This is a genomic window from Streptomyces sp. NPDC050842, from assembly GCF_044456565.1.
GTDB lineage: Bacteria > Actinomycetota > Actinomycetes > Streptomycetales > Streptomycetaceae > Streptomyces.
Genome location: NZ_JBITGA010000005.1, coordinates 363,763 through 385,693 on the forward strand (window position 1 = coordinate 363,763; position 21,931 = coordinate 385,693).

General features: G+C 69.1%; 20 protein-coding genes. 4 read left to right on the forward strand and 16 right to left on the reverse strand.

The window, feature by feature from the left end; translation table 11 throughout:
• Positions 1-74: 74 nt before the first annotated feature.
• The gene (locus ACIBG6_RS18640) at positions 75-1,904 is read right to left on the reverse strand and encodes an acyl-CoA dehydrogenase (protein WP_329622419.1); all 1,830 of its coding nucleotides are present in this window, start codon (positions 1,902-1,904) and stop codon (positions 75-77) included.
• A 144-nt stretch (positions 1,905-2,048) separates the two neighbouring features.
• On the opposite strand from ACIBG6_RS18640, the gene ACIBG6_RS18645 reads away from it, so the two are divergent.
• The 3 genes from ACIBG6_RS18645 (at position 2,049) to ACIBG6_RS18655 (ending at position 4,820) form a co-directional block, all read left to right on the forward strand.
• A complete protein-coding gene (locus ACIBG6_RS18645; RefSeq protein WP_399223660.1) occupies positions 2,049-2,501 on the forward strand; it encodes an SseB family protein in 453 nt (150 codons plus the stop codon).
• 123 nt (positions 2,502-2,624) lie between these two features.
• Positions 2,625-3,587: a pirin family protein gene (locus ACIBG6_RS18650; RefSeq protein ID WP_399223661.1), complete on the forward strand. Its 963-nt coding sequence runs from the start codon at positions 2,625-2,627 to the stop codon at positions 3,585-3,587.
• 117 nt (positions 3,588-3,704) lie between these two features.
• Complete coding sequence (locus ACIBG6_RS18655; RefSeq protein ID WP_399223662.1) at positions 3,705-4,820, forward strand: AI-2E family transporter; 1,116 nt, start codon at positions 3,705-3,707, stop codon at positions 4,818-4,820.
• Positions 4,821-4,825: 5 nt separating this feature from the next.
• On the opposite strand, the gene ACIBG6_RS18660 is transcribed toward ACIBG6_RS18655, so the two are convergent.
• Both ACIBG6_RS18660 and ACIBG6_RS18665 read right to left on the reverse strand, forming a co-directional pair.
• Positions 4,826-5,641, reverse strand: coding sequence for an MBL fold metallo-hydrolase (locus tag ACIBG6_RS18660; protein ID WP_399223663.1), 816 nt, complete (start codon positions 5,639-5,641; stop codon positions 4,826-4,828).
• A gap of 214 nt (positions 5,642-5,855) precedes the next feature.
• Positions 5,856-7,973 (reverse strand): SpoIIE family protein phosphatase, encoded by a 2,118-nt coding sequence (locus ACIBG6_RS18665; protein WP_399223664.1) that lies wholly within the window; start codon positions 7,971-7,973, stop codon positions 5,856-5,858.
• A gap of 186 nt (positions 7,974-8,159) precedes the next feature.
• Between ACIBG6_RS18665 and aspS the strand changes: the two genes are divergently transcribed.
• Positions 8,160-9,986, forward strand: a complete 1,827-nt coding sequence (gene aspS / locus ACIBG6_RS18670) for an aspartate--tRNA ligase (protein ID WP_399223665.1) — start codon at positions 8,160-8,162, stop codon at positions 9,984-9,986.
• Between the two features lie 217 nt (positions 9,987-10,203).
• Here aspS and ACIBG6_RS18675 read toward each other — a convergent pair whose 3' ends face one another.
• The 13 genes from ACIBG6_RS18675 to ACIBG6_RS18735 all read right to left on the reverse strand — a co-directional run bounded on the left by ACIBG6_RS18675 (position 10,204) and on the right by ACIBG6_RS18735 (position 21,715).
• Positions 10,204-10,401, reverse strand: a complete 198-nt coding sequence (locus ACIBG6_RS18675) for a hypothetical protein (protein ID WP_399223666.1) — start codon at positions 10,399-10,401, stop codon at positions 10,204-10,206.
• Positions 10,359-10,712 carry a hypothetical protein gene (locus tag ACIBG6_RS18680; RefSeq protein WP_399223667.1) on the reverse strand — a complete coding sequence of 118 codons (354 nt, stop codon included), beginning with the start codon at positions 10,710-10,712 and terminating at the stop codon, positions 10,359-10,361. Before ACIBG6_RS18680 ends, ACIBG6_RS18675 begins: the two co-directional genes overlap by 43 nt.
• A 134-nt stretch (positions 10,713-10,846) precedes the next feature.
• On the reverse strand, positions 10,847-11,674 hold the full coding sequence (locus tag ACIBG6_RS18685; RefSeq protein WP_399223668.1) for a hypothetical protein: 828 nt from the start codon (positions 11,672-11,674) through the stop codon (positions 10,847-10,849).
• Positions 11,675-12,028: 354 nt separating this feature from the next.
• Positions 12,029-12,583, reverse strand: coding sequence for a hypothetical protein (locus ACIBG6_RS18690; protein WP_399223669.1), 555 nt, complete (start codon positions 12,581-12,583; stop codon positions 12,029-12,031).
• A complete protein-coding gene (locus ACIBG6_RS18695; protein WP_399223670.1) occupies positions 12,580-13,344 on the reverse strand; it encodes a colicin immunity domain-containing protein in 765 nt (254 codons plus the stop codon). The genes ACIBG6_RS18690 and ACIBG6_RS18695 overlap by 4 nt, the downstream gene beginning before the upstream one ends.
• Before the next feature lie 62 nt (positions 13,345-13,406).
• Positions 13,407-13,601: a hypothetical protein gene (locus ACIBG6_RS18700; RefSeq protein WP_399223671.1), complete on the reverse strand. Its 195-nt coding sequence runs from the start codon at positions 13,599-13,601 to the stop codon at positions 13,407-13,409.
• A gap of 119 nt (positions 13,602-13,720) precedes the next feature.
• Positions 13,721-14,041 carry a hypothetical protein gene (locus ACIBG6_RS18705; RefSeq protein WP_399223672.1) on the reverse strand — a complete coding sequence of 107 codons (321 nt, stop codon included), beginning with the start codon at positions 14,039-14,041 and terminating at the stop codon, positions 13,721-13,723.
• 17 nt (positions 14,042-14,058) lie between these two features.
• Complete coding sequence (locus tag ACIBG6_RS18710; RefSeq protein ID WP_399223673.1) at positions 14,059-18,696, reverse strand: putative T7SS-secreted protein; 4,638 nt, start codon at positions 18,694-18,696, stop codon at positions 14,059-14,061.
• Complete coding sequence (locus ACIBG6_RS18715) at positions 18,696-19,343, reverse strand: hypothetical protein (protein WP_399223674.1); 648 nt, start codon at positions 19,341-19,343, stop codon at positions 18,696-18,698. The genes ACIBG6_RS18710 and ACIBG6_RS18715 overlap by 1 nt, the downstream gene beginning before the upstream one ends.
• On the reverse strand, positions 19,340-19,879 hold the full coding sequence (locus tag ACIBG6_RS18720) for an SseB family protein (RefSeq protein WP_399223675.1): 540 nt from the start codon (positions 19,877-19,879) through the stop codon (positions 19,340-19,342). Before ACIBG6_RS18720 ends, ACIBG6_RS18715 begins: the two co-directional genes overlap by 4 nt.
• Before the next feature lie 129 nt (positions 19,880-20,008).
• Complete coding sequence (locus tag ACIBG6_RS18725) at positions 20,009-20,179, reverse strand: hypothetical protein (protein ID WP_399223676.1); 171 nt, start codon at positions 20,177-20,179, stop codon at positions 20,009-20,011.
• Between the two features lie 5 nt (positions 20,180-20,184).
• The gene (locus ACIBG6_RS18730; RefSeq protein WP_399223677.1) at positions 20,185-20,796 is read right to left on the reverse strand and encodes a Uma2 family endonuclease; all 612 of its coding nucleotides are present in this window, start codon (positions 20,794-20,796) and stop codon (positions 20,185-20,187) included.
• Between the two features lie 61 nt (positions 20,797-20,857).
• On the reverse strand, positions 20,858-21,715 hold the full coding sequence (locus ACIBG6_RS18735; RefSeq protein WP_399223678.1) for a helix-turn-helix domain-containing protein: 858 nt from the start codon (positions 21,713-21,715) through the stop codon (positions 20,858-20,860).
• Positions 21,716-21,931: the final 216 nt, after the last annotated feature.

Below are 21,931 nucleotides of genomic sequence, written 5' to 3' on the forward strand. Positions count from 1 at the left end.
GCCCCAAAGAAAAACGGCACGGCCCGCCCCCCTCCCCGGGGACGGGCCGTGCCGGCAGGACGTGGTGGCGTTCCTTAGAACGCGGCCTCGTCCAGGTCCATCACCGAGGAGTCGATCGCCTCGGCGAGCGCGCGCTCGGCGGAGACGCCCGGCAGGACGTTCGCGGCGAAGAACTTCGCGGCCGCGATCTTGCCCTGGTAGAAGGCGACGTCCTTGCCCGTGGCGCCGGCGGCCAGCTTCTCGGCGGCGACAGCGGCGCCCTTGAGGAGCAGGTAGCCGACGACGACGTCGCCGGAGGCGAGCAGCAGGCGGGTGGTGTTGAGGCCGACCTTGTAGATGTTCTTGACGTCCTCGCCGGTGGCGGTGAGGTCGGTGATCATCGTGCCGACGATGCCTTCGAGGTCGACGGCGGCCTTGGCGAGCGCGTCGCGGGCGCCGGCCAGCTCCTCGCCGCCGGTGCCGACCGCGAGGAACTTCTTGATCTCCTCGGAGAGCGTGTTCAGGGCGGCGCCCTGGTCACGGACGATCTTGCGGAAGAAGAAGTCCTGGCCCTGGATGGCCGTGGTGCCCTCGTAGAGGGTGTCGATCTTGGCGTCCCGGATGTACTGCTCGATCGGGTACTCCTGCAGGAAGCCGGAGCCGCCGAAGGTCTGGAGCGACTGCGCGAGCTGCTCGTAGCCCTTCTCGGAGCCGTAGCCCTTGACGATCGGGAGCAGCAGGTCGTTGAGGCCGTGCAGCGCCTTGACGTCCTCGCCGGCCGCTTCCTTGAGCGCGATCTCGTCCTGCACGGAGGCCGTGTAGAGGACGAGGGTGCGCATGCCCTCCGCGTACGCCTTCTGCGTCATCAGCGAGCGGCGGACGTCGGGGTGGTGCGTGATGGTGACCTTGGGCGCGGCCTTGTCCATGAAGTTGGCCAGGTCGGTGCCCTGGACGCGCTCCTTGGCGTACTCCAGGGCGTTGAGGTAGCCCGTGGAGAGGGTGGAGATCGCCTTCGTGCCGACCATCATGCGGGCGAACTCGATGATGAGGAACATCTGGCGGATGCCCTCGTGCTTGTCGCCGATGAGCCAGCCCTTGGCGGGGTGCTGGTCGCCGAAGGTCATCTCGCACGTGTTGGAGGCCTTGAGGCCCATCTTGTGCTCGACGTTGGTGGCGTAGACGCCGTTGCGGGCGCCGAGCTCGCCGGTCTCCCAGTCGAACTCGTACTTCGGGACGAGGAAGAGGGAGAGGCCCTTGGTGCCGGGTCCCGCACCCTCGGGGCGGGCGAGGACGTAGTGGAGGATGTTCTCCTCCATGTCGTGCTCACCGGAGGTGATGAAGCGCTTCACGCCCTCGATGTGCCAGGAGCCGTCCTCCTGCTGGACGGCCTTGGTGCGGCCGGCGCCGACGTCCGAGCCGGCGTCGGGCTCGGTGAGGACCATGGTGGAGCCCCAGCGCTTCTCGACCGCGATCTGGGCGACCTTCTTCTGCGCCTCGTTGCCCTCGTTGTAGAGGACGCCGGCGAACGCCGGGCCGGAGGAGTACATCCAGATGGCCGGGTTCGAGCCGAGGAGGAGCTCCGCGTAGGCCCAGACGAGGGAGCGCGGGGCGGTGGTGCCGCCGATGCCCTCGGGGATGCCGAGGCGCCAGTACTCCGAGTCCATGAAGGCCTTGTAGGACTTCTTGAAGGAGGCCGGTACGGGGGCGGTGTTGGTCTCCGGGTCGAAGACCGGCGGGTTGCGGTCGGCGTCGGCGAAGGACTCCGCGAGCTCGTTCTCGGCGAGGCGGCGGATCTCGTCGAGGATGCTCTTGGCGGTCTCGACGTCCATCTCCTCGAACGGACCGGTGCCGTACACCTTGTCGCGGCCGAGCACCTCGAAGAGGTTGAACTCGATGTCGCGGAGATTCGACTTGTAGTGCCCCATGGCGACGGCTCCGTAAAGGCTCGGGGAGGCAGGTTCCTCGTACACGTACCAGCGAGTAGCAACACGCTCTCTCCGATGATGCTACCCACCGGTAATAAGAGCAACCCCTTCCGGGCCATCTGTGACGCAGTAGGCTCAGGGCCCATGTACGGCTACGACCCGAATCCGGGTGCCCAGCAGCAGTACGCCCCGCCGCAGCAGGGCTACGCGCAGCAGCCTCCGCTCTATCCGGAGCCCTCGCCTCCGTCTCTTGCCGACGCCGTACGCGCCTTCACGACCGGCACCCTCGCCCCCGAGGACTTCCAGCAGATCTTCGCGACCTCGAAGGTCTACTGCCCGCGCGGCGACAACCCCGGCTTCCTGGCCCTGCACAACACCCAGCAGCCGGTGATCCCGATGTTCACCACGCTCAAGGAGCTGCGGCGGTACGCGGGCAAGGAGTCGAAGTACTTCGTCATCACCGGCGCCGAGGTGATCGACCTGCTGCCGACCGGCTACGGCTTCGTCCTCGACATGGAGGGCGACCACCGCATGGTCTTCGACGCGAAGGCCGTGGAGCAGATGGTCGACTACGCGATGCGCCGGATGTACGGCTGACCGATTCTTGACCCCATGGGGCGCCCGGGAGGAATTCCTCCCGGGCGTTCCGCGTTCCGGGTGGCAGAAAGTTCAGCGTTCAACTAAAGTGGACGTACAAGGTCGCACCTAGGAGGTCCGGTCATGCCCGCTGTGACTGTCGAGAACCCGCTCACCCTGCCGCGCGTCGCCGCCCCGGCCGACGCCGTCTCCCGCCCCGTGCTCGCCGTCACCACGGCCCCGTCCGGCTTCGAGGGCGAGGGTTTCCCGGTGCGCCGCGCGTTCGCCGGGATCAACTACCAGTACCTCGACCCGTTCATCATGATGGACCAGATGGGCGAGGTGGAGTACGCCCCCGGCGAGCCCAAGGGCACGCCCTGGCACCCCCACCGAGGCTTCGAGACCGTCACCTACATCATCGACGGGACCTTCGACCACCAGGACTCCAACGGCGGCGGCGGCACCATCACCGACGGCGACACCCAGTGGATGACCGCAGGTCAAGGTCTGCTCCATATCGAGGCCCCGCCGGAGTCCCTCGTCGTCAGCGGCGGACTCTTCCACGGCCTCCAGCTCTGGGTGAACCTGCCCGCGGCCGACAAGATGATGGCCCCGCGCTACCAGGACATCCGCGGCCGCCAGGTCCAGCTGCTCACCTCCCCCGACGGCGGCGCGCTGCTCCGCGTCATCGCGGGCGAGCTCGACGGCCACGAGGGCCCCGGCATCACCCACACCCCGATCACGATGATCCACGCCACCCTGCGGCCGGGCGCCGAGATCAGCCTGCCGTGGCGCGAGGACTTCAACGGCCTCGCGTACGTCCTCGCCGGCCGCGGCACCGTCGGCGCCGAACGCCGGCCCGTCCACATGGGCCAGACCGCCGTCTTCGGCAAGGGCGGCACGCTCACCGTCCGCGCGGACGAGAAGCAGGACGGCCACACGCCGGACCTGGAGGTCGTCCTCCTCGGCGGGCAGCCGATCCGCGAGCCCATGGCGCACTACGGCCCGTTCGTCATGAACACCCAGGCCGAACTCCGCCAGGCCTTCGAGGACTTCCAGGCGGGCCGGCTCGGCACGATCCCGGCGGTCCACGGGATCGGCGAGTAGCGGCGAACGGCCGGTAGGAGACCGTACGTCACCGGTGTCGAACCGCTGGTGACGGGCCGTCACCCGTACGGCCGTCAGCACGCGACGACACGCCGACGGGCGTGGTCCGGTGGACGGGTGCAGACGACCCGAGCGCTCCTCCCCGAACCCGCCCGTCGTTTCGCCGCGTGGTGCGTGGTCCTGCTGCTCGCCGCGGGGGTCGCCGCCGTCGGCATCTGGCTGTGCGTCGTGTTCCAGACGGCCGTCACCCCCGTGCTCCTCGCGATGCTCGGCACCGCCCTCCTCAGGCCGTTCTACAAGCGGCTCCTCCGCATGAAGGTGCGGAAGTCGCTCGCCGCCGCGCTCACCGTCGTCGCCGTCCTCACGGTCGTCGGCGGCGCCACGTACATCGTCGTCCTCGCGCTCATCGACACCGGCGACCAGATCATCTCCTCGCTGCGCCAGGCCGCCGCCGACATCGCGGAGCACCTCGGCGCCGCCGGCACCTCCCTCGACGACCTCGCCAAGAACGCCGAGGGCCTCCTCAAGCAGTTCGGCGGGACCGCCGCCTCCGGGGTGATCAGCGGGCTCAGCGTCGTCGCCCAGATGATGGCCACCGCCGTCCTCGCCCTGCTCCTGATCTTCTTCTTCCTGAAGGACTCCGACCGGGCCGCCGGCGCCCTGCGCGCCCTCGCCCCCCGCGCCACCGGCGACACCGTCGAGGCCATGGCCCGGCGGGCCTTCGGGGCCGTCGAGGGGTACATGCGGGGGACGACCTTCGTCGCCCTCGTCGACGCCGTCATCATCGGCGTCGGACTGCTCGTCCTCGACGTGCCCGGTGCGGTGGGGCTCGCCGCGCTCGTCTTCGTCACCGCCTACATCCCGTACCTCGGCGCCTTCCTCTCCGGCGCCGTCGCCGTCCTCGTCGCCCTCGCCGACCGGGGCTTCGTCATCGCGCTGTGGGTGCTCGGCATCGTCCTCGCCGTCCAGGTCCTGGAGGGGAACGTCCTCCAGCCCTTCGTCCAGAGCAAGACCGTGCAGATGCACCCGGCCGCGGTCATGCTGGCGATCACGGCGGGCGCGTCCGTCGCGGGCATCCTGGGCATGCTGCTCGCCGTACCGCTGACCGCGGCGGCGACGGGCGTCCTGGGCGAGCTGCGTGCGCGGTACGGGTCGCCCCGCGAGTCCGAAGATCCCGAGGTTCCCGAAGCTCCCGAAGCTCCCGAAGCTCCCGAAGCTCCCGAGGTTCCCTAGCTTCCCTAAGCGGTCGCCATCCCGCCCGGCTCGAACGAGGCCAGCATCTGCACAAGGGCCGCCTGGTCGGGCCCCACGAACGGGTCGGAGTCCGGGGCCATCGCGAGCGTCTCCAGCATCCGGTCGGTCATCCGCACGGCCGGCGGCAGATGCGTGCACAGCACGATCTCCGGGTTCATCTCCCGCAGCGGCGCGATCGTCGCCCGGTACTTCTCCGGGTCCACGATGTGCACCCACGGGCTGTCGATCGACGCCCACAGCAGCTGCGTCCGCCGCAGGTCCTCCGGCTTCAGGTCGCTCGCGTGCCCGCTCTCCGCGATCTCGGCGGTCGGCATCGGGCCGCCGAAGCAGTCCGAGCTGAAGCAGATCCGGGTCCTGTCGTCGTAGAAGCCGACGGTCGCGGGGTTGTCGAAGAGCGGCGGCCGGAAGGCGTGCAGGGTGCGGTCGCCGACGTCGAGGGACTGGCCCGGGTTGAGGAAGTACACCCGGTCCATGGGCAGCGCCCGCTCGGTCATCATGATGCCGAAGCCGATGAAGGTCGTGACCACGCGCGCGTCCGGGGCCGCGTCGAGCAGGTCGAAGATCCCGCCCGTGTGGTCGCGGTCGGGGTGCGTGAGCCAGATCCAGCGCACGTCGGCCGGGTCCATGACCTCGCCGAGCGACGCGACGAAGTCGCGGTCCTCGACGGAGAGGCCGGTGTCGACGACGACCGGTTCCGCGGCGGTCAGGACGAAGGCGTTGGCGGGGATGTGGCCGACCCCGGGGGCTTCGAGGCTGTCGGCCAGGACGGTGGTGTCGCTGCCGACCTTGTGGATGTCCATGGCACGCTCCGTGGTCCCCCCGGCGGCCGTACGACACCAGTCTGCGCCGTACGAGGCGGCCGCGCGCGCCGTACGAGGGGGTCGAGCGCGCCGTACGAGGAGCCGTGCGGCGGGCGGCGGGCGGCGGGGCGGCACGAGGCAAGGCCCAACCCTCACCCGGCCTACGCCTCACCCGGCCTACGCCCCACCCGGCCTTCGCCCCCCGGCCTACGCCCTACCCGCAGCAGCCGTTCCCCGACGGTGTCTCGTTCAGCTCGAACCAGATCGACTTGCCCTCGCCCCGCGGGTCGAAGCCCCACGCGTCCGCCAGCATCTCCATCAGGAGCAGGCCGCGGCCGCTCGACGCCATCTCGCCCGGGTGCCGCTTGTGCGGCAGCTCGTCGCTCTGGTCGGAGACCTCGACGCGCAGCCGCCGCGCCTTCTCGTCGCAGGCGACCTCGGCGACCAGGAGCGCGTCGCCGTCCGTGTGGACGAGGACGTTGGTGACCATCTCGGAGACCATCAGGACCGCCGAGTCGAGCTGGTCCTCGTCCGTCCAGTCGTGCAGCAGCTGGCGCAGCTGCTCGCGCGCCTCGGCGATCCGCTCCGGCTCCGCCTGGGCGATCGTCATCAGGGTGCGGCGCGGGGCCTCCGGCAGCGCGCCCGCGGGCCGGCGGGAGAGCAGCAGGACCGCGATGTCGTCCTCGCGGCGGTCGGCGAGCGGCCCCGTCGTGTGGTGCGAGCCGGGGCCGTGGACGGCCTCGACGAGGGTGTCGGCGAGCTGTTCCAGGTCCTCGCCGTCGTGGGACTCCAGGAGCTCCTTGACCCGCTCCCAGCCGGTGTCCAGGTCGTGCCCGCCGGTCTCCAGGAGGCCGTCGGTGCAGATCATCAGGGTCTCGCCGGGCTCCAGGGTGAGCCGGGTCGTGGGGTAGTCGGTGTCGGGGTCGATGCCGAGCGGCAGACCGCCGGCCGTGGGCCTGAGGAGAACCGTTCCGTCGTTCATCCGTACCGCCGGGTCCGGATGGCCGGCGCGCGCGATGTCGACCGTGCCCGTCTCCAGGTCGACCTCCAGGTAGAGGCAGGTCGCGAAGCGCGGGCCGACGTTCTCCCCGTCGTCGCCGTCCGTGATCCCGTACAGGAAGCGCGAGGCGCGCGAGAGCACCGCGTCCGGCCGGTGGCCCTCGGAGGCGTACGCGCGCAGGGCGATCCGCAGCTGCCCCATGAGGCCCGCGGCCCGCACGTCGTGGCCCTGGACGTCGCCGATGACGAGCGCGATGCGCCCGGCGCCGTGCCCGCCGGCGCGGGTGGTGCCGCCGGGCAGCCGGATCATGTCGTACCAGTCGCCGCCGACCTGGAGCCCGCCGCCGGTCGGCACGTACCGGGCGGCGACCTGGATGCCGGGGATGCCGGGGCCGAGGACCGGCATCATCGTCCGCTGGAGCCCGAGCGACAGCTCCCGCTCCGACTCGGCCACCCCGGCGCGCGCGAGGGCCTGCGCGAGCATCCGCGCGACCGTCGTGAGCACCGAGCGTTCGTCGGGGGTGAAGGCGACGGGGTGCTTGAAGGCGGCCATCCAGGCGCCCATCGTGCGCCCGGCGACGACGAGCGGCACGAACGCCCAGGAGCGGCGGCCGAAGCGCTGGGCGAGCGGCCAGGTGGTGGGGTAGCGGCGCAGGTACTCGTCGGGTGTCGGCAGGTAGATCGCCCGCCCGGTCCGTACGACCTCCGCGGCCGGGTAGTCGGTGTCGAGCGCCATCGACGAGAACGGACCTTCGTCGCCCTGGCTGTGCCCGTGGTGGCCGATGACGGTCAGCCGGTCGCCGGCCACGCCGAAGACGGCGAGCCCGTCGGGCGAGAAGCCGGGCATCGACAGGGAGGCCGCCACGCGCAGCACCTCGGCGGTCGAGCGGGCTTCGGCGAGGGCCCGTCCGGCGTCGAGGAGGAAGGCCTCGCGGGAGCGGCGCCAGTCGCCGGTGATCGGGGTGTGCGCGGCGGTGCCGGGCTGCTGCTCGGCGACTTCCTGGAGGGTGCCGACGAGCTGGTAGTCGTTGCCCTCGATGAGGGGCTTGGACCTGCTCCGTACGGTACGGATCACCCGGCCGTGCTCGTCCATGATCCGCAGCCGGGCCTCGGCGAGGGTGCCCTCGGCGACGGCCAGATTGACGACGCCGTCGATCTCGTTCCAGTCGACCGGGTGAAATCGCGAGCGTACGGCCGCCTCGGTGAGCCGCACCGACTCGGCGGGCAGCCCGAGCAGCCGGGCCGCCTCGGCGTCGAGCGAGACGATCCCGGACGCGTTGTCCCAGCGCCACAGGCCGGTCGCGATCGCGGCCAGGACGTCCTCGGTGCGCATTGCCCCACTTTATGAATATCGGACAGCAGGTCGCCACTGAGAGTATTCGAAAAGGGATCATGGGGCGGCCGGTACCCTGGGTGCGTCTGTCTGCGTGTCCTGTGACTTGCGTCCCGTAAGTGCGGGCGCGCGGCGACCCACCCCAAGATCCCGAAGATCCCGATATCGAAGACTGGATGAACGACGATGCATCGGTACAGGTCCCACACCTGCGGCGAGCTCCGCGCCTCTGACGTCGGCACCGACGTCCGGCTGAGCGGCTGGCTGCACAATCGGCGCGACCTGGGCGGCATCCTCTTCATCGATCTGCGCGACCACTACGGCATCACGCAGCTCGTCGCCCGCCCCGGCACCGCCGCGGCCGAGGTCCTCGACAAGCTGACGAAGGAGACCGTCGTCCGCGTCGACGGCAAGGTCGTCTCGCGTGGCGCGGACAACGTCAACCCGGAGCTCGGCACCGGCGAGATCGAGATCGAGGCCGCCACGGTCGAGGTCCTGGGCGCGGCCAAGCAGATCCCGTTCACGGTCAACACCGACGACGGCGTGAACGAGGAGCGGCGTCTGGAGTACCGCTTCCTCGACCTGCGCCGCGAGCGCATGCACCGCAACATCATGCTGCGCTCCGCCGTCATCGCCTCCATCCGCTCCAAGATGGTGGCCCTCGGCTTCAACGAGATGGCGACCCCGATCCTCGCCGCGACCTCCCCCGAGGGCGCCCGCGACTTCGTCGTCCCGTCCCGTCTGAACCCGGGCAAGTTCTACGCGCTGCCGCAGGCGCCGCAGCAGTTCAAGCAGCTGCTGATGATCTCCGGCTTCGACCGCTACTTCCAGATCGCGCCCTGCTTCCGCGACGAGGACGCCCGCGCGGACCGCTCGCCGGGCGAGTTCTACCAGCTCGACGTCGAGATGAGCTTCGTCGAGCAGGAAGACGTCTTCCAGCCGATCGAGAAGCTGATGACGGAGATCTTCGAGGAGTTCGGCGGCGGCCGCCACGTGACCTCCCCCTTCCCGCGGATCCCGTTCCGCGAGTCGATGCTGAAGTACGGCAACGACAAGCCGGACCTGCGCACGGCCCTGGAGCTCGTCGACATCTCCGACGTCTTCGAGGCGTCGGAGTTCAAGGCCTTCGCCGGCAAGCACGTCCGCGCGCTCGCCGTCCCGAACACGGGCGACCAGCCGCGCAAGTTCTTCGACGCGCTCGGCGACTTCGCGGTCTCCCTCGGCGCGAAGGGCCTGGCCTGGGTCCGCGTAGGCGAGGGCAACGCCCTCACGGGCCCCATCGCCAAGTTCCTCACCGAGGAGAACATCAAGGTCCTCACCGAGCGCCTCGGCCTGGAGCCGGGCCACGCGATCTTCTTCGGCGCGGGCGAGTTCGACGAGGTCTCCAAGATCATGGGCCCGGTCCGGGTCGAGGCCGCCAAGCGCGCCGGCCAGTTCGAGGAGAACGTCTTCCGCTTCGCGTGGATCGTCGACTTCCCGATGTACGAGCGGGACGAGGAGACCGGCAAGATCGACTTCTCGCACAACCCGTTCTCCATGCCGCAGGGCGGCATCGAGGCCCTGGAGACCCAGGACCCGCTGGACGTCCTCGGCTGGCAGTACGACATCGTCTGCAACGGCATCGAGCTGTCCTCGGGCGCGATCCGGAACCACGAGCCCGAGATCATGTTCAAGGCCTTCGAGATCGCGGGCTACTCGCGCGAGACGGTCGAGCACGAGTTCGCGGGCATGCTCCGCGCCTTCGAGTACGGCGCCCCGCCGCACGGCGGCATCGCCCCCGGCGTCGACCGCATCGTCATGCTCCTCGCGGACGAGCCCAACATCCGCGAGACGATCGCCTTCCCGCTCAACGGCAACGCCCAGGACCTCCTGATGGGCGCCCCGACGGAGCTGGACGAGTCCCGCCTGCGCGAGCTGAACATCCAGCTCCGCAAGCCGGTCGAGAAGACGGCCGAGAAGCCGTCCGAAGACCGCCCGATCACGGACGCGGTCCACCCGGACGCGGCCCGCTAGTCACTGACGTTCTGTCACCGAAGGGCCCGGAACCGCACAACGGTTCCGGGCCCTTCGGCATAAGCGGCGGAGATCAGCCGAGCCGCTCCTGGATCCCTCGAAGACGACTCGCGAGGCCGGACACGGCCCCCTCGTCACACGACAGGACAACCGAGAGCCTGCTGAGCGTCACGCCCTCGGGTCGCTTGACGTAGGACCACCGCTGGCCGGCGCGCCATCAGGTCGCCCGGAACGGCGCCCACAGATCGAGACTCCACACGTCGCCGTTGCCGACGCGGTAACCGCGCTCTTCGTCCTCATCGTCCACGACGAGGACGGAGACGTTCGAGGACGCGGCCCGGTGCTGGAGGAATCCGCCCTGGTCGGTGATCTTCAGCTCCGGGACGCCTTGCGTACGGGAGAGCTTGTCGCGCAATCCTCCCAGGAGGTGTACCGGCGAAACTCGACGCCCATGTTTCGCGCCCATGCCTGAGCCAGGTCGTCGTCCGACGCGAGCCGGTGCAACTGGATCGACGCGGTGGCCATGACCCACTCCGGCTCCGGCTCCGGGTTGAAGGCGAACTCGACGAGTCCATAGTCCCGCCGCAACCACGCCCCTTCTTCGCCGACGACATCGACGAAGGGATGACGGAATGCCCGGTCGACCTCGTCGAGTGTCGAGCCGATCCGGAGGCCATGCAGCTCTCCGGTGGTGATGACAGTGGCGAGGAATTCAACGCCGGTCACGGCCAGTTCTCCAGTTCGTTGACCAGTGCTCGCATCTCGTCCGAGCGATTCTGCTCACTGACGCTCTGTTATCGAAGGAGCCCGGAACCACCAATGATTCCGGGCCCCTTCGCGCCGCACGGCGGCATGGAGCCTCACGTCGTCGACGCACGGAACCGCTCCATGGAGGCAGCGAAGTCCCTTCTCGCGCCGTCCCCTTCGGGAAGGACCGAGAGAACCTTCTCCGCAAACTCCTGAGCGGGTCGGAGAACCGCGTCCGCGAGCTCCTCGAGACCGCATGTCCCCACCGCCGCCCCTTGCGCCGAAACGGACACGGTTCCCTTCCGGTCGTGCCTGAAGTCGAGCCGGAACGACGTGCCGGCACCCACGAAGGAGACCGCCTTCCTCTCGCCGGTGAAGAGGGGGCGCAGCGAGTCGAGAAGGAGCGGAACCGACAGGTGGATCATCATCCCCTGGTCGGGGACATGACCTGCCGACCCCACCGCTCCGCTCTCCCCCTCGCACGTGATGTCCCCGAGGTCGAAGGCGCTGGGTTCGCCCTGCCCGGGGCGCACGGTGAAGGTCATCTTCAGCCCGGGCCGCAGCTCGCGCAGGGTCCGTAGCATCGCACCGAGGTCCGCCCATGCTCGAACGCAGAAATCCTGGTCCTGCATAGCGGATTTGACGCGGTCGTCGAAGGCGGGCGAGGCCGCGGCGTTCTCGCCGTCTCCCAGGATGCGGGCGGGAGCCAGAAGCCAGTTCCGTCGCGACGTGTCGATGCGCCAGTCCACCTGGGTCGGAGTCGTGGCGACAGCCCGCTCGATGCGCCGGAGCTTCTCGGCGCTCGGTTCCTCGAACCTCCAGCCCAGGAAGGGAACCTGGTGGTACCCGTACTGCGGGTGGCGCCCACCGCTGACCCGCAGCCACCGCAACGAGCCGAGCCCGCTGAGCGTCTCACCGGCCAGGTCGAAGAGCTTCGACATGTGCCAGGACCTCCTTTCCCTCACCCGTCGCAGAGAGCGTGACCATGGCCGTGACTGTCAGGCCGGCACACCAGGACATTCCCGAACCGGAGCCCGGTGGGGGGGCAGCCGGACAGGTGGACCAACACGGAGTGCGGAGGGTCCATGAACTCCACGGGGCGCCCGTATTTCTCGATCCGGTCCAGTGTGAACCTTCGCGGATCGTCGCTCTCTTCGAGGACGAATGACTGCCCGGTCCGGACGATGCCCCCGATGACCCGAGCGATGCAGACCCCTCCGTCAGGGCTGGACTGCTCCACGGAATGGATCTGGAGCTTGTCGATTTCCGTTTCGTCCACCTGATGGGTCCGCCTATCAAGGGAGGTGTGGAATGAGCTTCATCCAGGCTCGCGCCTCTTGGAATACAGGGTCACCCTCTTTCAGGAGCGCGTGAAGGGGAAGCAGCGGAGTCAGCATGTTCTTGATCCGGCGTAGTCGGAGCATCCGCTCCCGGGGTGTCGACCGCCAATCCTCGGCGAGCCGCTCGGCCGCCTCCAGCGAGACTCCCAGGTTCCGCAGGATCTCCGAGCAGAGAGCGGGGAGGTCCCGCGCCGCGTCGCAGTCGCTCACGCCGAACTCCAGGATCATGTAGGCACGCGCGCGGGCGGAGTTGGCCATCGTCTCCTGGGGCGTCTGGTTCCGCGCCATTCCGGAGATCGCGGAGAGGGCGAGGTGTCCCCAGCGGAGCCTGGTCTCGCGCGAGAGGGCAGAGGACTGCATGCGGCCGACCGCGAGAACCCTCAACTGCACCCAGTGCTCAAGCGGCCAGGCCGCGACCGCAGGCGTCAGCACGTAGCGTTCCAGCTCCGCCGGCGAAGCAGCGTCGAGGTATTGCTTGGGGATCCCGTCGTCGGGAGCAGACGTGATCATCTTCTTTCCGCCCCTCGCTCCGTGTTCCGGACCAAGCTTTGGACACCCTCCCGCAGCTCACTGTCCGTCAGGTCGCCGGACTCTCTGAGTTCAGGGTCGGGTGTGTACTCCTCAAGCAGCATGAACACTCCATCGAGGAGATCGGCCAAGTCTCCGCTTGCCCGTTCTCCCTGAGAATGCGTGGTTCTCCGGGCTTCCCACCATCCGTCGGCGAATTCAGGCGCGGTGCACGTTCCCTGAGTAAAGGCGCCGAGCAGTGACACCAGGCGAGCTGAAGCAGTGCCCGGTGTGACATCGCTGGGGTGCGACCACGCTCTGTGTGCAGGCGGGTAGGCGGTGGCGATCCTCTGGAGATATGGCCACCGCTTCTTCATCGCTCGTGCGTAGCGTCCGAATCGAGCCCGTGCCGCATCGATTCCTTCGGGCACGGCGGCGGCCAGGAACGCCTCAGAACCGGCAATCAGCGTGTACCCCGGTTCGGGGAACAGAACGGCTCCTTGCAGGTCCGGGGTGTGCAGAAGCACGAGAGGAGCAGGAGCGACGAGGCCGATCTCGGTGGGCTGACGCGGGACCACCGAGGCCGAGACGCCATGGGCAACGGCCGCGGTTGACTCGTCGATAGGGTGCTGCGCGCCCACAGCCCGACACCCTGCTTCGACGCGGCACATCACGGCGGTGTCCAGACGGGTGCCGGCAGGGACAGGAACCACGCTCTTGCCGGTCAGCCATGCCCGCGCGAAGCCTCCGTCCGGTCCGAGCAACGGGCCTTCCTGCTCGGAATGGCTGTGGAGGGTGCCCTCGTGAGGGTGGCCGGCATGGAAAGTCACAGATACACCAGGTCGCCGCCGCGGTCGATGAATCGACTGACTCGCTCCGGTGCGGCATCGCCATCGAGGCTGTCGCATACGCCGGTCAGCCAGTCGACAACTTCGGTCAGGGCGCCGGTGGCGCAGAAGAGAACGAATCCAGAATCTGGGTGCCTGTTCAGCGGGATGGTGGGGAGGAATCCTAGTTCCACGGAATTGATCTGATCTCTTCAGGTGCCCAGCGTGGGATGACAGCAGCTGTGTGCTGATTACTCTGCATCGCGTGCCACGCCCTGAGTCCCCGGTCCCGTCTTCTCCGACGCTGCTGTGCTCATCGCGGGGCGAATTCCTCCATGTATTCACGGTGCTCGACGTGGATGGCGGATTCCGGGATTTCCCTCAGGGGTGAGAGATCGACGCCTTCGAGCTTCCCGCACCCGTCGAGATCGCTCAGGGCGTGCAGGAGCGCCTCCAGGGCCACCCGGGACTCCTCGTGTGGAGTCAGCATGGCGATCAGGTCCCCCACTACTCTGGCCTGGGTGCCGGAGAGCAGGTTGACGAAGTCCTGAACTCGGTCGCTTGCCTCCGTACGCACCGATTCGTCGGGGCTCAGAAGATCCCGGAGGAAGTCGACGTAGTACTTGCTTTCCATGTGTCCCATCCTTCGGATCAGTGTGGGTACGGTATCGGCAGATCGCTGGGCCACGGAACGTGGGTGTCGTTGATTGCTTTCTCATTGTAGTTCGGGCTTTTCGGGTTTCCGATCTGAGGGTGGTAGAGCTTACCTGTCTCGTCCTGGAATTGGTGCGAGATCTGGATTCGGTAGATGGGACCGCTTCTGGAATTTTCGCCGGCATGCGGTCCGAGGTCAGGACCGTGCACGCGCATACGCACTGTCTTGCCCGTGACATCGTCCGTCCACTTCCACTTGATGCCGTGCTCGACACCACCCGGGATTGGCTTCCAAGGTTCCTGAACGGCGTCCTTCGGGATGATGTCCAGCGGGTTCGCACCCCCACGAAAGTCCCAGCCTCCGCCCTCGATCCGGGTCGGACAGGGACCGAGCCCCAGCGGGTCGCTCCAGGTGTGCGGGTTGTGGATGTAGGTCGCAGGGTTGTCCGCCGGGGCCAGGCCCAGTGGGTCCTGGCTGAGGTAGCGGGCCGATTCCGGGTCGTAGTAGCGGAAGTGGTTGTAGTGGAGGCCCGATTCGGGGTCGAAGTACTGGCCCGGGAAGCGGAGGGGGGTGTAGGCGGTGGCTGTCTTGTTCCAGGATGTGGTGCCCCAGAGGGCCGTGCGGGTGCGCCAGGCCAGTTCGCCTGATTCGTCGACGAGCTCCGTCGGGGTGCCGATGAGGTCGGTGACGATCGCGAAGAAGCGTTCGTCTGTGGAGTCCGGGGCGGTGCGGCGTTCCGTCTGGGCCAAGGGGTGTAGGCCCGCGTGGTCCCAGGTGAGGGTGATGTCCTCAGTCGTCTGTTCGCAGAGGGTCGTGCCGTCCCAGGTGAAGTGGACTGTTTCCCTTGGGGATTGCTTGGATATTCGGCGGCCCAGGGGGTCGTACGCGTACCGCCAGACCGTGCCGTCCGGGGTCGTCACCGCGGTGAGGCGGTCCTCCGCGTCCCACTCGTAGCGCCAGGTGTCCGGTTTGCGGGAGAGGCGGGTCTTCTGGCGCAGGACCGTCCGGCCCTGGGCGTCGTGTTCGTAGCGGACGGACCCCGCGCTGGTGATGCGCGTGCGCTGGTAGGCGCGTGTGCCCGTCGCGGAGTGGGACGGGTGGGTGGTCGGCCAGGACGCTTCCGTCTGGTTGCCGGTCTCGTCGTAGGCGTACCGCTCCGTCCAGTCGTGCGCGTGGACGGCCGTCACCCGGCCCGCCCCGTCCAGGTCGAAGCGGCGCGGGCCGGAGAGCGCGTCGGTGATGCCTACGAGGCCGCCGTCCGCGCGGTACGTGTACGCGCGGTGCTGGAGGCGGCCGCTCGTGCCGTCGGTGACCTCTTGGGACGTGAGGCGGCCCATCGTGTCGAACGACGACGTGAAGACGGCGAAGTCCGCGATGTGGCGGGTGGTTTCGCGGCCGAGGGCGTCGTGGGTGAAAGCCAGTCTCCGGCCCGAGCTCGTCAGTTCCGTTCGGCGGCCCGCCGCGTCGTACGCCCACGTGCTCGTCGAACCGCCCGGCGTCGTCCGTCCTGCTCGCCGCCCCATCGCGTCGTGCGTGAACGCGAGCGTGCGGCCGTTCACCGTCTCGGAGACGAGACGGCCGTAGCGGTCACGGAGGCGTTGCAGTGTCGCGTCCGGGCCCGTCGCCGTCGCCAGTTGGTCGAAGACGTCGAACTCGTAGGTGGTGACCGCCCCTTCGGCGTCCTTGCGGACGATTCGGCCGAGGCTGTCGCGGTCGAATCGGATCGTCTGGCCGAGTCCGTTCGCGCGGGACGTCAGTCGGGCCGCCGCGTCGTAGGCGTAGCTCAACGCGCGGTCGTCGAAGTCCGTCTCCGTGACCAGTCGGCCCGCCGGGTCATAGGCGTAGTCCCACGTCAGACCCCGCGGGTCCGTCACCCGCGTCAGTCGCAGGTTCGTGTCGTGGGAGAACTCGTAGCGGACTCCGTCCGGGCCCGTGCGGGACGTCAGCAGGTCGAAGTCGGTGTACGTGAAGCGGGTCGTGCCGCCCATCGCGTCCGTGTGGCTCAGGCAGTTGCCCTCGCCGTCGTACGTCCAGGACTCCACCGTGCCGTCGGGTGCGGTCCGCCGGGACGGCAGGCCCTCGACCGTCCACTCCAGTCGGGTGACCCCGCCGAGGGGGTCGGTGACGCGGACCTTACGGCCGAACGCGTCGTTTTCGTAGCGGGCCGTGGCTCCCAGTGGATCGGTGACCTCGACGGGCAGGCCGCGGTCGTCCAGTACCACTCGCGTGGTGGCGCCTTGCGGGTCCGTCACCGACGTGAGCCGGCCCGACTCGTCGTACGCGAACTCCGTCCGCGCTCCCGAGGGGTCCGTCACCGACGTGCGGTTGCCGCGTTCGTCGAAGGTCTGGCGGGTGACATTGCCGTCGGTGCCGGCGATGCGTATCGGGAATCCGCGTGCGTCGTACTCGGCTCGTGCCTGCCGTCCGTCCGGGCGCTCCACCAGGGTCGGGCGGCCGTGTTCGTCGTAGGTGGTGCGGCTGACGTGGCCGAGCGGGTCCGTGCGGGACAGCAGGTGGTTGTGGCGGTCGTACGCGAAGCGGGTGACCGCGCCCAGTGGGTCTATCTCGGCGACGACCTGCGAGAGCTCGTTGATCAGGTGGCGTGAGGTGTTCCCCAGGCCGTCGGTGAGGGTGGTGACGCGGAGCCCGGTCGCGGGGTCTACGTCGTCCCAGGTGAAGGTGGTTTCGAGGTGGCCGTTCGTGCCCGACTGGTAGGTGCAGCGGTCCTGGTCGTCGTAGACGTAGTCGAAGCGGCTGCCGTTGGTGTCGGTCCAGGAGGTGATGCGGCCTTGCTCGTCGCAGCCGAAGAGAAGTGGACGGTCTGAGGAGTTGGTGACCTCTGTCAGGTGGCCATCCGTGTAGCCGTAACGCAGGATCTCCTGGTCGGAGCCGTCCGCCGCCGCCCCCGCGAGGGCGAGCGCGGTCACCCGGCCTTCGCTCGTCGTCAGCTTCAGGTGGTAGCCGCCGTGGTGGACGATCGCCGTCGGGGCGCCCGACTCGTCGTGTTCGAAGGTGATCCAGCGGCCGTTGCGGTCGTCGATCTGGGCCAGGAGCGCGAGCCCGTCGCCGTGGTCGGTGAAGTGCCAGACCTTGCGGGTGTCGGGGTCGGTGATCGTGTAGCCGTCCTCGACACGGTCCAGGGGCCACCGCCGACCGTGGTTCGGCATGACCGGGACGCCGGGCGCGGGGTGGGGGTAGGCGAGGAGGCTGCCTTCGTCACAGCTGAAGACGACGCCTTCCGAGTCGATCTCCAGCCGTTGGTCCACCGTGCTCGACCACGTCGGGCCGAACCAGCGTCCCGAGCGGCGCGAGGAGTCGAAGCCGCGCCGGAAGACGAGAGGCAGCGAGCCGGGCAGGGCGATGTCGGTCTGGGGCAGCAGCATGCGGCCCGTGGCGATGTCGACGGGATCCCGCTCGCACCGCGTCTCTTTGCCCGTCTTGCAGGTGCTGGGCGGGTTCTTCTCCTGGTCCGCGCGGCTGCCGTCCGGCTTCTGCCCGTCGGGCAGCTGCTTGGTGCCGTTCAGCCCGATGCGCACACCACTGCGTGCGAGCCCCGCGCCCTTCGTGCCGAGCAGCTCCGGGAGCAGCCGGCCGATGAACTCCGACGGGTCGCCCTTCGCCGCGTCCCAGGCGTTCTTCAGCGCCCTGTCCGGGTTCGCCGCCGTGGACACCAGGCCGGCGAGCGTCATGTTGACGCCCTTGTAGTAGTCCATCGGGTGGGTCAGGTTGTACGGGTCCGTCGGGTTCACCGACCGGACGAAGTTGACCAGCCCCGCCGCGCCCTTGACGACGCCACCGCCGACATGGGCCAGCTCGATGCTCTGCCCCAGGCTGTAGTCGGTCAGTTCGAGCAAGGCTCTCTCTCGGCCCGTCGGCACCTTCGGCGCGTGTGCCAGCGCGGAGCCGACCGCTGCCTTCGCGGTCTCCCCGGCCTCGTTACGGGCCTGCCGCGCGTCGTTCAGGATCTCCCGGGCGCGCTGCCGTTTGGCCTTGCCGGGATCGGAGAAGGCACCGGGATCCGGCAGCGGACTGTCGCCGGTGCGCGCCGCGTTGTAGGCGTCGACCTTCTTGTTGTACGTGTCGACGGCCGACTTGGAGTCCTGGTCGGCCTCCTTGTACAGCGCTATCGCCTCACGCGCCTTGCCCTGCGCGCTCACGACCGCCGTGGAGTACGTCTCCAGCGCCTTGGCAGCGTTCTCCATCGCGTCCGCCGCATGCAGCCAGTCGGTCGGCAGGGTGCTGAACTTCTCCCGGAACGCGTCGGCCGCCTCGCCCTTCCAGTGACCGGAGTCCAGCTGCTTCATCCCGCTGCCGACCAGGTCGAACGCCCGCTGGAAGTCCCGCAGGTTCTTGACCGCCTCGGCGATCTTCTCCGGCTTGCCGTGGACGAGTTCGTCCGCGTCCTCGGTCTGCCCGAGCTGCTGCTCCCCGACCTGCGCACCGAGCGAGGAGGCGACCCCGTCGCCCCAGTCCTCGACCGAGTCCGCCCAGTCGTGCGCGCCTACCTTGTCCAGGCCCTGGCCGACCTTGTCGGTCGCGTGGTCGACGGCCTCGCCGACGATCTCCTTGCCCTTGTCGACGCCTTCGCCGATCTTGTCGATGCCCTTGTCGAGCAGACCACCGAAGTCCACCATCAGCGGCTCTCCCCCCAGCGCGGCTGCTCGGCCTGTTCGACGGTCGCCTGGTCAGGGTCGAGGTCCTCCCTGAGCCGCTCGTCCATACGGTCGCGGTCCGCCGGGTCGATCACCCCGGAACGCTCCATCGAGTCCAGCCCCGAATCCATGACGTCGTAGCCGGTGTTCTGCCAGAGCTGATCGACTTCGTGCTGGGTCTTGATGACCGACTCCGGGCTCCAGTCCGCGTTGTCCCAGGTGTGCTGGTCACGGATCGTGTCCCAGCGCATCTTCTTGACGTCGTCCTCGGACAGGTGCGGGTTTCCGTTGAGGGAGTTCACGCCGATCTTGATCGAGTCCTTGACGTACTGCTCCTGCTCCGCGAACGAGCCCGCGGACAGGCCGACCGCCTGAGCGAACCCGTTTCCGCGCAGGGTCAGCGCTCGGATCCCCCACTCCCACCGTTCGCAGAACGTCTCGAACTCCGACGTCAGCCCGCCGTGCCCCAACTCAAGCCCGGACAGGGCGAGATCGGAGAACCCGCGGCCCGTCGACGCCTCGCCGATCATGCCGAGCTCCTTCAGCTCGGCATGGGCCAGGTCGATGCCCTTCGCTATCGCCGCCAGCGCCGCCGCCGGCGCCGCGAGATCAGGATCGGTTCCGCTCATCGTGCCCCCGTTCCCCGTTCGCCCAGATCCACCGCCACCTCGTCCGGGACGATCCCCGCCACCGGCGGAAACAGCGCCCCGTCCGCACTGCCCGCGTCCAGCGCGACCCCACCGGGCCCGGGCAGCATCGGCACCATCACGTCAAGCAGCCGCGCGCCCAGCACCGTCCGGTACGTCCACTCGCGCCCCGCTTCCCCCCGCGCGACCGCGAACCGCGCCAGCGCCTCCTCGTCCGAGAACGCGCAGATCCAGCGGACCCCGTTGAAGTCCGCCGTCCACAGGCTTTCGGAGTCGTCGAACGGCACCAGCGCGGCGGTACGCCGGAATTCGCCGAGCAAGCGAGCAAACTCCCGCCGTGCTACGGCCGCCTGGTCACTGACCTCAGACTCAGGCCCAGGCTCCGGCACGGCCCGTGCGGCCGGGGTCGCGAGAGCCGCCTCCGGTTCCAGCGGGGTCACCGGGACCGATCCGTCCGCCAAATCCGCCAGTCTCGAAACCCGTCGAGGCTCCGGTATCCCGTCCCCGTTCCCAGTCACTCAGGCATGCTGCCACGCGCCCATTCACACGAGCAACGAACTAAGGACCGAGCCCGTCAAGTCGGGCGGCGACGCGCGGGCCCGGGGACGAACCTCGTCCCCGGGCCCCTTCCGTACTCCCCGCCGGCTCTACCCGTCCGCGAAGATCTCCTCGGCCGACGCGGCGGTGACGGCGCGGGCCAGCCAGCCACGCGGCGTCTCGGGGTCGGTGCAGCTGGTGACGCGGTCGCGGACGTCGTCGGGAACGTCGAGGCCGCGCTGCTCCAGGACCAGCAGTATGGCGGCGGCCGGCCTGGGCACGCGGCTCAGGGCTGGTCGCCGGGCTCGCTTCCGTAACGCGGCAGGTCCTCCGTCGAGATGGTCCATTCGGCGATGGTGACGTCCTCGCCGTAGACGAAGTCCTTGCGGGTGGCGTAGCGGGGGCCGTCGGGCGTGGGGTGGATGTCGGTGAGGACGGCTCCGGTGCCGGTGCGGGGGTCGAAGACCGCGTAGGAAGGGACGCCGATCAAGGGATAGTCGCGCACTTTGACCACCCAGTCGTTGTCAGGGTTGGAGCGGGAGACGACCTCGATCGCGGCGAAGAGCGAGCGGGGGTCGAAGGAGCCAGGGACGTCCATGTCCGCGAGGGCGATCACCATCACGTCGGGTCGACGCATGATGCCCTCGGAGGCGTCCTCGACGTCGGGTTCGCCCGTATGGGCCACCATCTCCTCCGGCATCACCTTCTCAAGGCGTCTGCGGAGGTGCACGGTCGTCAGCTCGTGCGGGCCGACGGGCGCCGTCATGTCGTGAACGATCCCTTCCTTGGTGACCTCGAATTTGCCGGGCACGGTGTCGTCCGTGGACTGGACGAAGTCCCGCATGGCCCGATAGCGGAAGGAGGCGGTCTGCCGTGCGTCGTCCGGGGCGATGGTCATGGGGGCTCCTCGTCTGTGCCCATCGGGCCGAGTCATCACCTTCATGCCAGGCAGCCTTTCCTCAGCCGGCCGCGCAGTCGCGGCAGCTCCCCGGTTCGGGGGCTCTGTAGGCGCGGTCGCAGGTGTCGCAGTTCTGGAGGGGGTGCCGGGCGGCCGGGTCGTTCGGGGTGCGGAACGGTGGCAGTGGTGGGAGCTGGGCCGTGAGGCGGTGGGCCAGGAGGGCGGCCGGGCGGTGCAGGGGTTCCTGTGGGAGGCCGGCGGTCAGGGCGCGGTGTACGGCTTCGGGCGTGAGGTCGCGCTCCAGCCAGGCGGCGACGCCCGGGACGAGGTGTTCGGCGTCCGTGGCGGAGATCAGGAGTCGGGGGTCCTCGCGGCGGAGGCCGGAGAGGACGCCCAGGGCTGTCTGGAGGAGATCCGGGGCGGGGTACGCGGGCTGCGGTACGGCGGGGAGGGCTCGGCGGCGGGGTGGTTTGTCGGGTGCCCGCCGGGGCTGGGGGCGGGGGCTCGGGTCGCCCTCGCCGCCGCCTGTTCGGCCCGGCTGGTTGCAGGAGACCGTACGGGTGACCATGCGGCCCCCGTCCGTGCGTACCCGGGTGCGCCGCAGGTAGCCGTGGGTCTCCAGCTCGCGCAGGGCGTTGGCGATCCGGGTCTTTCCCTCGGGGAAGCGCTCGGCGAGGGTGTCGATGTCGACCTGGGCGCCGGTCGGGAGCGACTGGATGTGGACGCCCAGGCCGATCGCGACGAGAGACAGGTCCTCGTGCTGGGCCAGGTGGTTGCCGACCACCGTGAAGCGGGTGGTGTGGCGGGCGTTGTCGTGGACTACGCCGCCGTAGCGCCTCCGGGTACTCCGGGAGGAGTGGTTTTTCCCGTCGTTACGGGACTGGGAGTGCGGTCGCACGCTAGTGTTCTGAACACCCATGGGGAAGATGCTGCTTCCTCTTGGTCAGGCCCTCGCACTGGGATTGCCGTCCCGGCGAGGGCCGACGTATGTCTGCGGTCATATGCCAGCCGAGCTGAGCGTAAGGCAGGCAACCGGGGCGAAATCCAGCTGAGTTGATGTTCTTCACCCGCATGAGTGAGCGTGCGCCCGGGGCGGGAGGGGTGGGGCTTGGTATGGGTTCTTTCTCTCTGTGGT